General features: G+C 30.5%; 18 protein-coding genes and 1 tRNA gene. 10 read left to right on the top strand and 9 right to left on the bottom strand.

The window, feature by feature from the left end; all coding sequences use genetic code 11:
• Position 1: 1 nt before the first annotated feature.
• From rsmG to rpmH, 8 genes are all read right to left on the bottom strand, one after another.
• Positions 2-694 carry a 16S rRNA (guanine(527)-N(7))-methyltransferase RsmG gene (gene rsmG / locus BN3657_RS03310; RefSeq protein ID WP_062551762.1) on the bottom strand — a complete coding sequence of 231 codons (693 nt, stop codon included), beginning with the start codon at positions 692-694 and terminating at the stop codon, positions 2-4.
• Positions 684-2,588 carry a tRNA uridine-5-carboxymethylaminomethyl(34) synthesis enzyme MnmG gene (mnmG, locus tag BN3657_RS03305; RefSeq protein ID WP_062551761.1) on the bottom strand — a complete coding sequence of 635 codons (1,905 nt, stop codon included), beginning with the start codon at positions 2,586-2,588 and terminating at the stop codon, positions 684-686. The genes rsmG and mnmG overlap by 11 nt, the downstream gene beginning before the upstream one ends.
• A gap of 6 nt (positions 2,589-2,594) precedes the next feature.
• Positions 2,595-3,974: a tRNA uridine-5-carboxymethylaminomethyl(34) synthesis GTPase MnmE gene (gene mnmE / locus BN3657_RS03300; RefSeq protein ID WP_062551760.1), complete on the bottom strand. Its 1,380-nt coding sequence runs from the start codon at positions 3,972-3,974 to the stop codon at positions 2,595-2,597.
• Positions 3,975-4,050: 76 nt separating this feature from the next.
• Positions 4,051-4,854: an RNA-binding cell elongation regulator Jag/EloR gene (jag, locus tag BN3657_RS03295; protein WP_062551759.1), complete on the bottom strand. Its 804-nt coding sequence runs from the start codon at positions 4,852-4,854 to the stop codon at positions 4,051-4,053.
• Positions 4,854-5,588, bottom strand: a complete 735-nt coding sequence (locus BN3657_RS03290; protein WP_062551758.1) for a YidC/Oxa1 family membrane protein insertase — start codon at positions 5,586-5,588, stop codon at positions 4,854-4,856. The genes jag and BN3657_RS03290 overlap by 1 nt, the downstream gene beginning before the upstream one ends.
• A gap of 18 nt (positions 5,589-5,606) precedes the next feature.
• Positions 5,607-5,822 (bottom strand): membrane protein insertion efficiency factor YidD, encoded by a 216-nt coding sequence (gene yidD / locus BN3657_RS03285; RefSeq protein ID WP_074017831.1) that lies wholly within the window; start codon positions 5,820-5,822, stop codon positions 5,607-5,609.
• Positions 5,819-6,154, bottom strand: a complete 336-nt coding sequence (gene rnpA, locus BN3657_RS03280; RefSeq protein ID WP_019139067.1) for a ribonuclease P protein component — start codon at positions 6,152-6,154, stop codon at positions 5,819-5,821. Before rnpA ends, yidD begins: the two co-directional genes overlap by 4 nt.
• Positions 6,155-6,162: 8 nt before the next feature.
• Positions 6,163-6,297: a 50S ribosomal protein L34 gene (gene rpmH / locus BN3657_RS03275; RefSeq protein WP_019139068.1), complete on the bottom strand. Its 135-nt coding sequence runs from the start codon at positions 6,295-6,297 to the stop codon at positions 6,163-6,165.
• Between the two features lie 432 nt (positions 6,298-6,729).
• On the opposite strand from rpmH, the gene dnaA reads away from it, so the two are divergent.
• From dnaA to BN3657_RS03225, 10 genes are all read left to right on the top strand, one after another.
• Complete coding sequence (gene dnaA / locus BN3657_RS03270) at positions 6,730-8,079, top strand: chromosomal replication initiator protein DnaA (protein WP_019139069.1); 1,350 nt, start codon at positions 6,730-6,732, stop codon at positions 8,077-8,079.
• 148 nt (positions 8,080-8,227) lie between these two features.
• Positions 8,228-9,322 carry a DNA polymerase III subunit beta gene (dnaN, locus tag BN3657_RS03265; protein ID WP_062551757.1) on the top strand — a complete coding sequence of 365 codons (1,095 nt, stop codon included), beginning with the start codon at positions 8,228-8,230 and terminating at the stop codon, positions 9,320-9,322.
• Between the two features lie 2 nt (positions 9,323-9,324).
• On the top strand, positions 9,325-9,537 hold the full coding sequence (yaaA, locus tag BN3657_RS03260; protein WP_062551756.1) for a S4 domain-containing protein YaaA: 213 nt from the start codon (positions 9,325-9,327) through the stop codon (positions 9,535-9,537).
• A complete protein-coding gene (gene recF, locus BN3657_RS03255) occupies positions 9,534-10,607 on the top strand; it encodes a DNA replication/repair protein RecF (RefSeq protein ID WP_019139072.1) in 1,074 nt (357 codons plus the stop codon). The genes yaaA and recF overlap by 4 nt, the downstream gene beginning before the upstream one ends.
• A gap of 16 nt (positions 10,608-10,623) precedes the next feature.
• Positions 10,624-12,537, top strand: a complete 1,914-nt coding sequence (gene gyrB, locus BN3657_RS03250; protein WP_019139073.1) for a DNA topoisomerase (ATP-hydrolyzing) subunit B — start codon at positions 10,624-10,626, stop codon at positions 12,535-12,537.
• A gap of 9 nt (positions 12,538-12,546) precedes the next feature.
• On the top strand, positions 12,547-14,976 hold the full coding sequence (gyrA, locus tag BN3657_RS03245) for a DNA gyrase subunit A (protein ID WP_062551755.1): 2,430 nt from the start codon (positions 12,547-12,549) through the stop codon (positions 14,974-14,976).
• 8 nt (positions 14,977-14,984) lie between these two features.
• On the top strand, positions 14,985-15,296 hold the full coding sequence (locus BN3657_RS03240) for an STAS domain-containing protein (RefSeq protein ID WP_019139075.1): 312 nt from the start codon (positions 14,985-14,987) through the stop codon (positions 15,294-15,296).
• A 1-nt stretch (position 15,297) separates the two neighbouring features.
• On the top strand, positions 15,298-15,648 hold the full coding sequence (locus BN3657_RS03235; RefSeq protein ID WP_019139076.1) for an ATP-binding protein: 351 nt from the start codon (positions 15,298-15,300) through the stop codon (positions 15,646-15,648).
• A 9-nt stretch (positions 15,649-15,657) separates the two neighbouring features.
• Entirely contained in the window at positions 15,658-16,443 is a 786-nt protein-coding gene (locus BN3657_RS03230) for a SigB/SigF/SigG family RNA polymerase sigma factor (RefSeq protein ID WP_019139077.1), read from the top strand.
• Positions 16,443-17,099, top strand: a complete 657-nt coding sequence (locus tag BN3657_RS03225; RefSeq protein WP_019139078.1) for a transporter associated domain-containing protein — start codon at positions 16,443-16,445, stop codon at positions 17,097-17,099. Before BN3657_RS03230 ends, BN3657_RS03225 begins: the two co-directional genes overlap by 1 nt.
• 39 nt (positions 17,100-17,138) lie before the next feature.
• Here BN3657_RS03225 and BN3657_RS03220 read toward each other — a convergent pair.
• Positions 17,139-17,214: transfer RNA gene (locus BN3657_RS03220), tRNA-Thr, on the bottom strand.
• Positions 17,215-17,260: the final 46 nt, after the last annotated feature.

Below are 17,260 nucleotides of genomic sequence, written 5' to 3'. Positions count from 1 at the left end.
TTTAAAGTGGTGATTTTCTAGGCTTTCCTCCAGATCTAGGATATTTTTTATTTGTGGCTTTTACTTTTTTTATTAAAATTATATAGTGATCTATGTTATTAGGTAGTGGAGTGTGGATTACATCTTCAACGACACCACCCATAATTTCTATAGCTCTCTTTGCGTTTTTCAATTCCTCTTTATACTCTGGACCTTTTTGAGAAATAAAATATCCACCAACTTTTACAAATCCCATTGCATATTCTGTTAAGGTTGATAAATTCGCCACAGCCCTTGATACTGCTATGTCAAATTGTTCTCTGTATTCATCTGTTCTGGCAATTTCTTCAGCCCTTGCATGAATAGCTCTAATGTTTTGAAGTTCTAAGTCTTCTATTACTTTATCTAAAAAGTCAATTCTTTTTCTCAATGAATCAAGTAATGTTATGTCCAAATTTTCATTATAAAGTTTTAAGGGAACTCCAGGGAAACCCGCTCCTGTTCCAATGTCTATAATTTTTGCATTTCCATTAAACTTGCCTGTCTTTAATAAACTCAAAGAATCTAAAAAATGTTTAACATTAAATTCATCATCTTCAGTTATCCTAGTGAGATTTGTGTGTTTGTTGTAATCTAGAATTTCTTCCTTATATCTTTCAAATTTATCAATATTTTTGCTATCAAGGTCATATTCCTTCATGTAATCAATTAACATTTTTTCTCCTCATTTGTTCTAGGTAAATTAAAAGTACATTTATATCCGCTGGTGACACACCAGTAATTCTTGATGCTTGTCCAATTGATTCTGGTCTAATATCTGATAATTTTTCTCTTGCTTCTATCCTAAGTCCTTCTATTGATTTATAGTCAATATCCTTTGAAAGTCGCTTGTTTTCGAGCTTTTTAAATTGTCTGATCTGTATTTCTTGCTTTTTAATATAGCCTTCATATTTGATTTCGATTTCGATATTTCTAATTACGTCATCACGAACTACTGGTCTTTCTGGATCAAAAACTTTAAGCTTTTTATAATCAAGCTCAGGTCTTTTTATAAGTTCATAAAGGCTAAATGAATTTTGAGTTTCAGTTGAGCCAAGAGATTTTAAAATTTCATTGTTTTTAGCTGTTGGATTTATTTGAATTTTTTTAATTCTTTTAATTTCATCTTCAATAGCTTTTTTTCTATAAATATATCCTTCGTATCTTTCATCATCAACAAGCCCAATTTCTCTTCCTCTTTCAGTAAGTCTTAAATCGGCGTTATCTTGTCTTAGTGTAAGTCTGTATTCAGCTCTTGATGTCATCATTCTATATGGCTCACGACTTCCCTTAGTCACCAAATCATCAATTAATACACCTATATAGGCTTCTGACCTGTCTAAGATAAAAGGATCTTTTCCTTTTACCTTCAAAGCAGCATTTATACCTGCAACAATTCCTTGAGCTCCAGCTTCTTCATATCCACTTGATCCGTTGATTTGACCAGCAAAAAATAAGCCTTCATAATCCATATGTTCCAAACTTCTCTTTAAAAGAGTTGCATCTATGGCGTCATATTCTATGGCATAAGCAGGTCTTAAAATTTTACAATTTTCCATACCAATTATTTCTTTATAAAATTCTTGTTGTACTTCAACTGGTAAAGACGATGAAACTCCTTGAATATACATTTCATCAGTTGTAAGTCCTTCGGGTTCTATAAAAACTTGATGTGCATCTCTATCTGCAAATCTTGTAACTTTATCTTCGATGGATGGGCAATATCTTGGTCCTTTTCCTTCAATATCACCAAGTGCTAATGCCGATCTTCCTATATTTTCTCTAATAATTTCATGACATTTTTTTGTAGTATAAGTTAAATAGCAAAGTTCTTGATGAATGTCATAATTTTTGTCTATATTTAAGAAAGAGAAAGGGACAATATCTTCATCTCCACTTTGTTCTTTCATAACTGAATAATCTATTGATTTTCTCAAAACTCTTGCAGGAGTACCAGTCTTTAATCTTCTTAATTTCATTCCAAAATCTTTTTCCAAACTATCTGAAAGATAATTTGCTGGGCCAAAACCACTGGGACCAGAAGAATAATTTACTTCTCCCATAAAAATCCTGGATCTAAGGTAAGTTCCACTACAAATTACAACAGTTTTAGTGGTATACTTAGCACCATTTCTAGTTAAAACTCCACTTATTTTATTTCCTTCTTTTAAAATTCTAACAGCTTCATCTTCTACAAGATAGAGGTTTTCTTCGTTTTCTAAAACTCTTTTCATTGCTTCGTGATATTTTCTTTTATCAGCTTGCACCCTAAGCGAATGAACTGCAGGACCCTTTGAAGTGTTTAGCATTCTAGATTGGATAAAAGTTTTATCTATATTTTTTGCCATTTCACCACCAAGTGCGTCAATTTCACGTACTAAATGGCCCTTTCCAGTACCACCAATGTTAGGATTACAACTCATTTGAGCAATTGAATCCAAATTTATACATAAAAGGAGAGTTTTTGCACCAAGTCTTGCAGAAGCAAGGGCCGCTTCACTGCCAGCATGACCTGCTCCTATTACTACAGTGTCAAAATCTCCAGCTTCATAATATTTTATATCTGACATCTTTACCTACTTTCCTATACAAAAATCAGAAAATACTCTGTCCAAAATATCTTCTGTTGTAATTGTTCCTGTTATTTCAGAAATGTGTGCTATTACATTTTCAAGATCAACTTCTATTAAGTCTAAAAAGACTCTTTCTTTCAAGCTCTCATCCACCTCTAAAAGAGCTTTTTTAGCTTCTTTTAAGGCATTTATATGTCTTAAATTAGAAAGAACAGAATCAGAAGAAATTTGAAGCTCTCCGTCAAAAAATAAATCTATAATTAACTTTTCTACCTTTTTAACTGACTCATTTTCCATAACTGAAAGTCTTAGATAATCATTTCCAAAGTATTTTTCTATTTCTTCATCAGATATTTTTTGATCTAAGTCATTTTTATTTAAAATAGTTATGTGTTTTTTATCTTTAATCAAATTTAAAATTTCTTCATCATCTTTATCAAATTCTCGTGAAATATCAAAAATAGCAATTACAAGATCAGCTTCCTTTAACTTTTCCCTTGCAATATTTACGCCAATTTTTTCAACTTCGTCATCGGTTTCTCTAATTCCAGCAGTGTCAGTTATTTTTAATAAAACTCCATCTAAGTTAATATAATCTTCTATGACATCTCTAGTTGTACCTGCAATATCTGTGACAATTGCCCTGTCATATTTTAAAAGTCCATTTAGAAGAGAAGACTTCCCAACATTTGGCTTTCCAAGTATAACTGTATTTATACCATCTCTTAATAATCTAGAATTTTTTGAATTATCTAAGAGATTCTCCATTTTTTCTAAGATTTTTTCAGACCTATCAATTAAGTCCTTATAAGCTGCATCCTCTATATCTTCGTCAGGAAAATCAATATTTGCAACAATTAATGCTTGCATTGAAACAAGTTCATCTTTTAATTTATTTAAAACTTCACTTAAAGCTCCACCTAATTGATTAAGACCCATATCAAAAGATAAATCTGTCTTTGCCTTAATCATATCAATTACAGCTTCAGCTTGAGTTAAATCAATTCTTCCATTTAAAAATCCTCTTTTAGTGAATTCTCCCTTATCAGCAAGTCTTGCACCCTTTGATAAAATCAAATTTAAAATCCTTTTTACAGATACAACTCCACCGTGGCAGTGAACTTCCACAATATCTTCAGCTGTATAGGAATGAGGTCCCTTCATTTTTACAACTAAAACCTCATCTATTAACTTATCTCCATCACTTATGTGACCGTACATAAACTTTCTATTTTCAGCATCTGCCATCTTTATTCCACTGGCAGAAACAAATATTTCATCTATTATATTAATTGAATTATCGCCGCTCATTCTCACTATTGCAATTCCAGCTTCACCAATTGCAGTTGAAATAGCAGCTATAGTATCATTTAAATTTCCCATTATATCATTCCTTTTAGATTATATTACTACAATTAGGGCAAATAAAAAAGAAGGCTTTTAAAATAAGCCCTCTTTATCAGTATTTTCTCTCTTTTTGAATTACTACTTTTCTAAAAGGATCTTTTCCTTCTGAATGAGTAAGTACTCCTTCAAAATCTTGTAAAGCTGTGTGGATAATCTTTCTCTCATAAGAGTTCATAGGTTCAAGCTTAATAGACCTGCCTGTTTTTAAGACCTTGTTTGCCATTTTGCCAGCAAGATTTTCAAGAGTCTTTTTTCTCTTATCCCTATAGCCACTAGAGTCTAAATTGACTCTAATATATCTTGAAGATTTTTTATTAACTATCAAATTTAAAATATATTGGATTGAATCAAGAGTAACTCCTCTTTTTCCAATTAAAATTCCAAGTCTATTTTCATCTCCATTGACATTTACATTGAGAGTATTATCTTCTAATTCCATTTCCACAATATTTTCGAGTTCTAAAGTTTCGAGTATTTTGGATATGAATTCTCTAGCTGCACTTAAAATTTCTTCATTTTCTTCATCAAGTGTCTTTATAGCTTCTTCCATATCGACTTCATCTGTGGAAACTTCTTCATTTTCGAATTCAAGTTCATCATCAGTATTTTGAACTACATCTTGGCTCTTCTCTGGTTCAATATATTCATTAAATATTTCATTTAAAATACTTTTAGTTTCGTCTACTTTAGGCCATACCTTAACAGTAGCATCTTTGGAACCGATTAGTCCCAAAAAACCTTTTTGACCTTCATCAAGGACTTCTATTTCAGCATTTTCTCTTGTAATATTTAATTCAGTTAGAGCCTCTCTTACTGCTTCATCTACGGTTTTTGCCGTTTTAATTACATAATTCATTACTTGTCCTTAACCTCAACTTCTTCAATTTCATCTTCTACAATCTTATTAGTTATGAGCTGTTGAACTATTGAAAAAATATTAGATACAGTCCAATAAATTACAAGACCAGCTGCATATTTTCTTGCCATTGAAAAAATTAAAATTGGCATAACAACCATCATAGTAGTCATCATTGACTTAGCTTGATCAGCTCCTGCTCCTTGAGTTGCAGGATTTTTAGTAGTTATAAAACTTACTAAAAAAGTTGAAACTGCAGCTATAATTGGCATAATCAAAGTTGGATCTGCATTATCAATATTCTTTATATAGAAGAAATTCTTGTTCATGGCTTCATAAAAACCTGGATCTGTAAAAGCGAAGGTTTGTGGATTCAAAAATACCCTATAAAAAGCAATCAATACAACCATTGTTATTATCATTGGTAGACAACCGCCAGCCATATTGTAGTTAGCATCCTTATAAAGTTTTTGTTGTTTAGCAGCTAAAGTTTGTGGATCATTTTTGTACTTCTTTTGCATTTTCAAAAGCTCTGGTTGAAGTTTTGCCATTTTCTTTTGATTTTTCATTTGAGAAATATTTAGTGGCAAAATTAAAAGCTTTATAATAATAGTTGCAACTATTATTGAAAGTGCAAAAAATGAAACTAAAGCTGGTTCTTGTGGCATAATTGTTGCTAGTCCATCATAGATAAATCTAACAAAAGTACCAAGTATAGTACTAATTAAATGCATTAATAATTTCCTCCAATATTAAATGAGAGGATCGTACCCGCCTTTATGGAAGGGATGGCATTTTAAAATTCTCCTTATAGTTAAATAAGTTCCCTTAAAAAAACCATACTTCTCGTAAGCTTCGTAACTGTATTGTGAACAAGTTGGGGTAAATCTACAGTGTCTTCCTGGTAGGAGATAGGTTGAAATATATTTTTGATAAAATCTTATTAAGATCATACAAATTTTTTTCATTTAACCATCTTCTTTTGTCTTTTTAAAACAGAAAAAAAAGAATTCTTAAAGTCCTTAAAGTCTGAATCACATGCATCCTTTTTAGCAACGAATACATAATCATATCCAGGCTTTATTTTGTGAGAATTCTCTCTTAAAAGGTGTTTTAATCTTCTTCTAACAAAATTTCTATTTACTGCATTTCCGATTTTCTTAGTAGTAGTTATACCAAATCTAGGATAATCCCTATTATTTTTTGCAGTAAAAAGAGTAATGTATTTTGATCCAGAAATCTTCTTATTAGAATAAACCCTTTGAAATTCACTATTCTTTTTTAAATAACAATCCTTCATTATAAAACCTAAGCTGAAAGTCTCTTTCTGCCCTTTCTTCTTCTAGCCTTGATAACGGCTCTACCTGCTCTAGTTCTCATTCTTGAACGAAAACCATGTTCTCTTTTTCTTTGTTTGTTTTTTGGTTGAAAAGTTCTCTTCAAAATTCTCACCTCTTTCTATCCTTTTTATTTTATTTACTAAAATGTATCTTGTCAAGCAATATAGTCAATTAAATGAAATTTTAAAAGAAAATATTTTTAAATAATATATACCTAGGAAAGTCACCAAAGCCCTTCTTGTTGATAAGTCACATCTTATTTGTTAAAATATATGTGGATAATTGTGAATTGTGTGTAGATAAAAATAAAGCTGTTTATAAATAAAGTTATTAACAATCTGTTGATAAGATGTTGATAGTTTTATTTTTATTTTCTAAAATTTTGTAAATTAGCATTTTTTTAGAATAATTTATCAACATTTTTAAAAAAGTCCTAGTGTTTATATATACTTATCCACAATTTTAATCACAATTGTAAATATTATTATGAACTGTTATTTATCAACAATATATAAATTGTTAATAAGGAGGAAATATGGACAAGGAACTTTCCACTATGTGGGAGTCTTTCTTAAAAGAACTTGAAAAAAAATCAATGTCTCAAGTTACATACTCCACTTGGTTTTCCAGAATGCTTCCAAAATCAATTGACTACGATGATAAAAAAATAATCATCACAGTTCCATCGCCCTTTATAAGAGACTATCTTGCCAATAATAAGAGGCACTATGACTTAGTTGGAGAAGCTCTAAAAGAAGTAACTGGAATTGATTTTGATATAAGTATTATTTCAGAAGATGAAGCAACAGACCAAAACCCTGCCCAACTTGTAAATAAAGATTTCCTAAGTATTTCAAGACTTAACCCAAAATATACTTTTGATACTTTTGTGGTAGGAAAAAGTAACGAATTTGCTCATGCTGCAGCTTTAGCTGTCTCTGAAAATTATGAAAATCCGCAAAATGCCTTTTCAAACCCACTCTTCATTTATGGAGGTGTAGGACTTGGAAAGACCCATTTAATGCATGCAATTGGACATTTTGTACTAGAACAAGATCCTACAAAGAAAATTTTGTACGTTACAAGTGAGCAATTTACAAACGAGCTCATAAATTCAATTCAAACTAATAAAAACGAAGACTTTCGGAATAAATACAGAAAGGTTGACCTTCTTCTAATAGACGATATCCAGTTTATCGCCGATAAGGACAGGACTCAGGAAGAATTTTTCCATACTTTCAATGAGCTCCATGAACAAAATAAACAAATTGTCCTAACTTCTGATAAACCTCCTAAGGATATAAAGAGTCTGGAAGAGAGGTTGATTTCAAGATTTGCTTGGGGTCTTGTAGTTGATATTGGACCTCCAGATCTAGAAACTAGAATTGCAATTTTGAGAAAAAAAGCTGATTCTGAGGGCTTTGAAGTTAGCCAAGAAGTGATGAACTTTATTGCTGAAAATGTTAGAAGTAACATAAGAGAGCTAGAAGGAGCTTTATCTCGTGTTATGGCATATTCTAAATTAACTGATTCCGATATTTCAGTTGAATCTGCTGCCATAGTTTTAAGAGATATATACGAAACAAAGGCTAAAAAACAAATCACTGCAGAATATATAAAATCTGAAGTTGCTAAAAAATACGGACTAAATCTTGAAGATTTAAATTCTAGAAAAAGAACCAAGGCTATAGCTTATCCAAGACAAATAGCCATGTATATCACTAGAGAGCTTACGGATCTTAGCCTTCCAAAAATTGGTGATGTTTTTGGAGGTCGTGATCACTCTACTGTAATACACGCTTACGATAAAATCACCAAGGATTTAGAGGATGATCCTATATTTAAAATTGAGATAACTAATCTAATAAAAGAAATAAAATCTTAGTTGTTGATAAGTTTTTATAAGTGTGAATTTTATCCACAGCTTATCAATAATAAATTTTATTGTATCTCATATATTTTAGGGACTTATTAACAAATCCACAGGTCCTACTACTATTACTAATTAATATACTATTTTCTAGGAGGAAAAAATGCTAATAAAGGTTAACAGAAAAGAACTGACAAAACATATTTCCATTGTTCAAAAAGCAATTTCTCAAAGAACTACAATGCAAATACTTGAAGGTATAAAAATTTCAGCAAAAGATAACACTCTAACTCTAACTGCAACTGATACAGAAATAAGTATAAAGACTAAATTAAATGCAATAGTCGAAAGAGAAGGAGAAATAGTAATAAATTCCAGACTTTTTGGAGATATTATTAGAAAACTTGAAAATGACGTTATAGATATAAATGTAGAAAATTATATGATGAATTTAAAATGTGGAGATTCAATTTTTAATCTTTCTACACAAAAAGCTGATGAATATCCTGATCTTCCAAAAGTTGAAGAAGATCTTACTATAGATATATCTGCTAAGGATTTAAAAAATATTGTAAAGAAAACTACTTTTGCAGTTTCAAATGATGAATCAAGAATTGTATTCACAGGAGTCCTTATGGATATAAAGAAAAACTTCATAAATTTTGTGGCTCTTGATGGTTTTAGAATGGCAATTCAAAAACTTGAAAAGGAAACTGGAATTGAAAATTCAATTATTATTCCTTCAAGATCCTTAAATGAGCTTGTAAAGATCATTGACGATGAAGAAAATGTTAAATTAAATATTTCTAGAAATAATATTGTCTTTAAATTTAACAATACTGTATTTTACAGTACTCTATTAAGTGGAGATTTCTTTAGCTACAGTGCTCTTTTAAGAGATGAACATAAAATTTCAACTTCTGTATCTAAAAGAGAGTTTCAACTTGCAGTAGAAAGAGCATCTCTTCTTGCAAGGGAAGACAGGGCAAATCTTATAAAATTAAATGTATCCGAAAATTATATTGATATAAAAAGTAATTCTGAAATAGGAGATGTTTTTGAAAAAGTAAAGACATCTGAACATGATGAAAGTTTGGATATCGCTTTTAATTCAAGATATATTTTAGATGGAGTTAAGATTTTAGAATCAGATGAAATTCTTCTTAATTTTACTGATTCAGTTAATCCACTAATAATTACTGAAGCTGAAAATGATTCTTATATATATCTTGTATTACCAGTTAGACTTGCGGGGTAATTATGGAAACTATTAAAATAAATACTGAGTTTATAAAACTAGACTCTTTTCTCAAATTGACAAACCTTTGTGAATCAGGTGGTCTTGCAAAGACTATGATAAAAGAAGGTATGGTTACTGTTAATGGAGAAGTTGAAACTAGGAGAGGAAGAAAATTATATAAGGGAGATAAAATTTCTTTTGAAGGAAATGACTTTATAATTGGTGAAAAATGAAACTCAAATATCTAAGACTTTTTAATTTCAGAAATTACAAGAGTTTAGATTTTATTCCAGGTGAAAATATAAATGTCCTATATGGTCTTAATGCTTCAGGAAAGACTAATTTACTAGAATCTATTTATATGTCTATAAGAGCAAATTCTTTTAGAAGTTCAAAGGATCTTAATCTCATAAATATAGACGAAAATTCTTCTAGCATAATCTCAAGATATATGACTGATAATTATAAGGATGATTATAGGATTGAAATTTCAAAGTTTGAAAATAAAAAAGTTTTCATAAATGATGAAAAAGTAAACACTAAAGATTATAGAAAATCAAGATTTGTAGTTCTTTTTAATCCTGAAGATCTTAATATTATAAAGTATTCACCAAAGGAAAGAAGAAAATTTTTAGATGATTTGCTATCAAATATAGATTTAAATTACGATTTTTATATGTACAAGTATAGAAGACTTTTGTTCGAGAGAAATAAACTCTTGAAAATGAATATGGATAAAAATCTTTTAGATGTCTACGACAGAGAAATCGTAAAAAATGGAACTAAAATAATTATTATGAGATTAAGAGTTATCAAAAAGTTAAATGAAATTGCCAAAAAACATTATAAAAGATTATCTGGTGATGATTTAAATATAACTTATCTCTCAACTGTTCCAATATTTGTTGATGAAAAAGAATTAATGGAAAATTATCTAAAAATCTTAAAGGAATCTATATCAAAGGATTTAGAAAAGAGGTATACAAGTGTTGGACCTCATAGAGATGATTTGGATTTTAAAATAAATACTTTTTCATCAAAATCCTATGCTTCTCAGGGAGAACAGAGAAGTGTAGTATTGAGTTTAAAATTGGCTGAAGCAGATCTTATAAAAGATTTATATAAAACTAAGCCTCTGCTTTTACTTGACGATGTTTTTTCAGAGATTGATTCAAATAGAAGTAGATACTTATTACATTCACTAAAAGATTTACAGACATTTATCACTACAACTGAAGCTGATGAGTTTTTAAAATCAGTTGATGCTAATTTTTATAGGATAAGTGAAGGTAAAATTTTGTAAAAGAATAGGAGAAAAAATGGCAAAGGACAAAAGACATTATGACGCGTCGGATATACAGGTCTTAGAGGGACTTGATCCTGTTAGAAAAAGACCAGGTATGTATATCGGATCTACTGGTCCAAGAGGTTTACACCATCTAGTATATGAAGTTGTAGATAACTCTATAGATGAAGCTCTTGCTGGTATATGCGACCATATTATTATAAAAATAAATAAAAAGGGTTATGTTGAAATATCCGATAATGGTTCAGGTATTCCAGTTGACATTCACCCTCAAACAGGAAAATCTACTGTTGAAACTGTACTTACAATTCTTCACGCAGGTGGTAAATTTGATAACTCTGCCTACAAAGTTTCTGGTGGACTTCACGGTGTTGGTGTATCTGTAGTAAATGCCCTCTCAAATAAGTTAATTGCAACTGTAAAAAGAGATGGTAAAATTTACAGACAAGAGTTTGCTAAGGGAATTCGAAAAAGTGAACTTGAAATAATTGGAGAAACTAAAAAAGAAGATACTGGTACAACTATTTATTTTGAACCAGATGATACTATTTTTGAAACTGTAGAATTTTCTGACGAAGTACTTTCTAAAAGATTTAGAGAAATGGCCTTCTTAAATAAGGGAATAAAAATTGAATTTATAGATGAAAGAAAAGATATAAATGAAGTTTTCCATTATGAAGGCGGCATAAAGTCCTTTGTTGAATTTATAAATGTCAAGAAAAAACCAGTTCACGATGAAATCATCTACATAGATGAAATTAGGGAAGAAACTGCAGTGGAAATTGCAATTCAATATACAGATTCTTATTCAGAAGTTGTGCTTTCCTTTGCAAATAATATTAATACAGAAGAAGGTGGAACTCACCTTTCTGGATTTAGATCAGCTTTAACTAGAACCTTAAATGACTATGGTAGAAAAAATAATATTATAAAAGAAAAAGAAGAAAATCTATCTGGTGAAGATGTTAGAGAAGGAATTTCTGCTGTTATAAGTGTAAAATTACCTGATCCACAGTTCGAAGGCCAAACAAAGGCAAAACTTGGAAATTCAGAAACTAGAGGAGTTGTAGACTCAGTTTTATCTGAAAAACTAGAAATTTTCTTGGAAGAAAATCCAAAAGTAGGTAAGCAAATCCTTGACAAGGCCCTATCAGCAAGACGTGCTAGAGAAGCTGCTAGAAAGGCAAGGGACTTAACTAGAAAGAAAAACAATCTAGAATCTATGACTCTTCCAGGTAAACTTAAAGATTGCCAAAATGATGATCCAAAAAGAAATGAAATATTCCTTGTCGAAGGTAATTCAGCTGGTGGTTCTGCTACTGATGGTAGAGATTCAGCTTATCAAGCAATTTTACCATTGAGAGGTAAGATAATGAATGTTGAAAAAGCAAGACTTGATAGAATGCTTAATTCATCTGAAATTCGTGCTATGATAACAGCCTTTGGAACAGGAATTGGGGAAGAATTTAACATAGATAAACTAAGGTATGACAAGATAATAATAATGACCGATGCCGATGTAGACGGTGCTCATATTATGACACTTCTTTTGACCTTCTTCTTTAGATATATGAAACCTCTTATAGAAGATGGACATGTTTATGTTGCTCAAGCTCCACTTTATGGAATTGAAAAGGGAACAAAAATACTTAGATATTGTCACAATGAAAAAGAACTTAGACTCGCCCTTAATGAATACAAGGATTCTAAGATAAATATAAAGAGATATAAGGGTCTTGGAGAAATGAACCCAGAACAACTTTGGGAAACTACAATGAATCCAGACAATAGACTTCTTTTAAAGGTAAACATCGATGACATAACAGAAGCTGATGATACTTTCTCAGTTTTAATGGGCACAGATGTTGAACCAAGAAGAGATTTTATAACAGAAAATGCAATTTATGCAGATTATATAGATGCATAGGAGTGAAAGATGACTGAAAATAAATTTATAGAATCAGGAATACTTGATGTAGATATTAATAAAAAGATGAGGTCTTCTTATCTCGATTATTCAATGTCTGTAATAGTTGCAAGAGCACTTCCTGATGTACGTGATGGACTAAAACCAGTTCACAGAAGAATTTTATATGGAATGCAGGGACTTAATCTTGCATCAAATGGACCATACAGAAAGTCAGCAAGGCTTGTTGGGGATGTAATGGGTAAGTATCACCCTCACGGTGACTCATCTATTTACGAAGCAACAGTAAGACTTGCACAAGATTTTAACACAAGATATCCACTAGTTGATGGACAAGGAAACTTTGGTAATATAGACGGCGATGGAGCTGCAGCTATGCGTTACACAGAAGTGAGAATGACAAAGCTTGCAGAAGAAATGCTAAGAGATATAAATAAAGATACAGTTGATTTTGTTCCAAACTTTGATGAAAATGAAAAGGAACCAACTATACTTCCAGCAAGATTTCCAAATCTTTTAGTAAATGGTTCTTCTGGTATTGCAGTAGGTATGGCAACAAATATGGCTCCACACAATATGAATGAATCTATTGATGGAATCATAGCCTATATTGATAACGATGAAATTTCAATTGCTGAACTAAATCAAATAATAAAAGGACCAGATTTTCCTACTGGTGCTCAAATTATGGGCACAGATGGAATCAGAGCTGCTTATGAAACTGGCAGGGGAAAAATAACTGTTAGAGCAGTTGCTGAAATCAAAGCTTTTAAGAACAATCGTGAAAAAATTGTAATAACAGAACTTCCTTATCAAGTTAATAAGTCATCTCTTATCATGAAAATTGCAGATCTTGCCAAGAATAAAGTAATTGATGGTATTTCAAATATAACTGATGCTTCAAATAGAAAGGGAATCAACATAATTGTTGAATTAAAAAGAGATGCAAATGCTGAAGTTGTTTTAAATAAGCTTTATAAGAATACTCAAATGCAAACAACTTTTGGGATTATAAATCTTGCCCTCGTAAATGGAAAACCAGAAATCTTAAATTTAAAAGAAATAATAAGATATTATGTTGATCATCAAGTTGAAGTTGTAACTAGAAGGACAAAGTTTGACTTAGATAAGGCAGAAAAAAGAGCTCACATAGTTGAAGGTCTTTTTATAGCTCTTGACAATATTGACAGAATTATAAAAATTGTAAGAGCATCAAAAGATGACAAGGAAGCAAAGGAAAAGTTCTATGAAGAATTTAAACTTACAGAAGAACAATCTCAAGCTATCTTGGACATGAGAATTAGAAGACTTACAGGACTTGAAAGAGAAAAACTTGAAGCTGAATATGAAAAACTTCAAGCTGATATTAAATGGTTTAGAGAAATCTTGGAAAACAACGATGTACTTATGAACCTAATAAAAGAAGAACTTCTTGAAATAAAATCAAAATATGGAGATTTAAGAAGAACTGTAATTTCTCAAGATAGAACAGATATAGAAATTGAAGATATTATAAAGAAAGAAGATGTTGTAATAACACTTACTCAATTTGGATACATCAAGAGAATGAGTGAAGGAACTTATAAACCACAAAAAAGAGGCGGTAGGGGAGTTTCTTCTGGCAATATGAGAGATAAAGATTTTGTAAAAGAATTATTTGTCACATCAACTCACGATATGATTTTATTCTTTACATCTCTTGGAAATGTATTTAAATTAAAAGCTTATGAAATTCCTGAAGATTCAAGAACATCTAGAGGAACTGCAATTATAAACCTTCTAGATCTTGATGAAAATGAAAGAGTAACTTCTATAATACCTGTTAAAGAATATGATCCAGACATGAATTTCTTAATGGTAACTGAAAAGGGACTTATTAAGAGAACTTCATTTAAGGAGTACAAAAATATTAGAAAATCTGGTATCATTGCTATAAAATTAAATGAAGATGATAAATTAATAAATGTTCATTTGACTAAGAATAATGAAGATGTAATACTTGTAACTAAAAAAGGACTTTCTATTAGATTTAATGAAGAACAAGTTAGAAAATCTGGAAGAAATTCTATGGGAGTTAAATCCATTGATTTAGACAAAGATGATATTGTTGTTTCATCTGATCTTGTTTGTAAAGACAAGTACCTTTTAGTCATTTCTGAAAATGGTTATGGAAAATTAACTGAAATTGAAAAGTACAGGCCACAAAACAGAGGTGGAAAGGGACTTCTAACTTACAAGAACACTAAAAAAACTGGAGATGTGGCAGCAGCGACAGTTGTTGAAAAAGAAGACGATGTAATGATAATTGCAAATTCTGGAATTATCATAAGAATTCTTACTGAAGATATCTCCATCCAAGGAAGAAATACATCTGGAGTTAAGCTCATGAATTTGACAGATGCAAAAGTTGTAGCTGTTGCAAATTACATTGGAGACTAGGAGGATTTATGGAATTTAAATTAGAGTCAAAAAATACTGATGAATTTTTAATTTTATATCCAAAGGGAGAACTTGACGTTTATAACACAAAAAAATTCAAAGAAAAATCTATAAAGATTTATGAAAAAAATAAAAAGAATATTTTATTTGACTGTAAAGAACTAGAATATTTAGACTCAACAGGTCTAGGTTCTCTTATCTACATCTTAAAAGAAGTGGAAAAAGATAATAATAAAATTGTAATTGAGAACTTAAATCCTTCAATAATGAAGCTCTTTAAGATAACCAAGCTTGAAGATATGTTTGAAATCAGGGGGTAATATGGATACTTTAAAATACCAAATTCCCAACGATGCAAAATATTTTTCGACAGTTAGACTTATGCTTTCTGGTATCTTAAATCTTTTAAATAGGGATATCGAAGAAATAGAAGATTTAAAAATGGCAGTGACAGAAAGTTTAAATATTTGCCATAAATTATCCGAAAATGATCAAATTGATTTGATTTTTGAAATCGAAGAAAATGATAAGATAAGAATTTGTGTTAGTGAAATTAGTGAAGAAAAATTAGAGGAATCAGAAGACTTATCTCTTGCAAAAACTATTATAGATTGTCTTGTCGATGAATCTCATTTTGATGGAAGTAAATTTATTTTATCTAAAGAATTATAAGGGTCTGTTATGAATTTAAAAGAATACAATAATTTAGATAGGAGACTTACAAAAGAAGAAAGAAAAGATCTCTTCAAAGAATATTATGAAACAAAAAATCAGGAAATTAGAGATATTTTAATTGAAGAGCACCTTTATATCGCAGAAATACTATCTAAAAAATATACAGGCAGGGGAATAGATTATGACGATATCTACCAAGTGGCATCTATTGGTCTAATCTATGCCATAGAAAGATATGATCCTGAAAAGGGATTTGAATTTTCTTCCTTTGCTACTCCAACAATTATTGGAGAAATAAAAAAATATTTTAGAGATAATGGTTGGACAATTAGAGTTCCAAGAAGAATTCAAGAATTGTCAAAAAAAATCTCTAATGCGACAGTGAGCCTTTCACAAAAGTACCAAAAAACTCCAACTATAGACGAAATTGCAGAATATTTGGACTCAACTCCAGAAGAAGTAATGGAGGCTATGGAAGCGTCTAAGGTCTACACACCTCAATCTCTTGATGTTACTTATGAATCTGGTGACGAAAACGAAGTGAACCTATCTGATCTTATTGGAGTGGAAGAAAAATATTTTGACAAAATAGAATCTAACGACTTTTTCAAAAAAGCTATGGAAAACTTAGATGAAGTTGAAAGAACTATTTTAATAGATAGATACTTTAATAAGAAGACTCAAGTTGTTATTGCGGAAAAATTAAACATTTCTCAAATGACAGTTTCAAGAATGGAGAAAAAAGTTCTAGAGAAAATGAAAAAAGAACTTTCTAAGACTATGGAGGTATAATGAATAGAAATAGATACCTAGTAACACTTTTAAAATTAGTTAATATCTTTGAAATAATAGTATCAATCCTATTAATAGCAGGTGTAATAGTATCAATTCCAGATATTTTGAAGTATTATTTCAAAATAATCACAAGTAATGCTGGTTTATCTTATGAAATATTTCAAAATTTTCTATCCCACGTCCTCTTACTTGTAATAGCAATAGAATTTGTGGTTCTCATGATAGCGCATACAGATACAAATATTATCCACTTGATATTATTAGTAATATCAAGAAAGATGCTTGTCTATTCAGACACAATGCTTGATTTACTTATAGCAACAATCGCCATAGCAGTACTCTTTGCTGTTAGAAAATTCTTGTTAACAGGAGTAAGTATGGATAGTATTCAAGGTGAAGAAAATGAATATTCTGCTTCAACTCCTCTAAAGATTTTAAACAAGAGGTATGGATTTGATATTGAACCTGGAACAGCAACTACAATTGGAGGTTATGTTTCAGCACTTCTTATAAAAAATGCAGAAGAAGCTGAAGTTGGAGTAATAGTTGAAGATGGAGATTATATCTTCCAAATTGTTAAAATGGCAACTGGTGGAGTTATAGAAACAGTTTCCATAGAAAGAATTGACGAGAAAAAAGAAAAAGATAAATAAAAAAAGAGTGTCAGAATAAAAAATCTGACACTTTTTTTGTGGAGCTGATAGGCGGAGTCGAACCGCCGACCTATTGATTACGAAGCAATTGCTCTACCAACTGAGCCATATCAGCAAATAAGATAAAATAATTATAGCACTTCTAAAATCAAAGATAAATT

The sequence above is a fragment of the Peptoniphilus phoceensis genome, assembly GCF_001517665.2.
Classification (GTDB): domain Bacteria; phylum Bacillota; class Clostridia; order Tissierellales; family Peptoniphilaceae; genus Peptoniphilus_A; species Peptoniphilus_A timonensis.
This window is presented reverse-complemented; position numbering and strand designations above follow the sequence as displayed.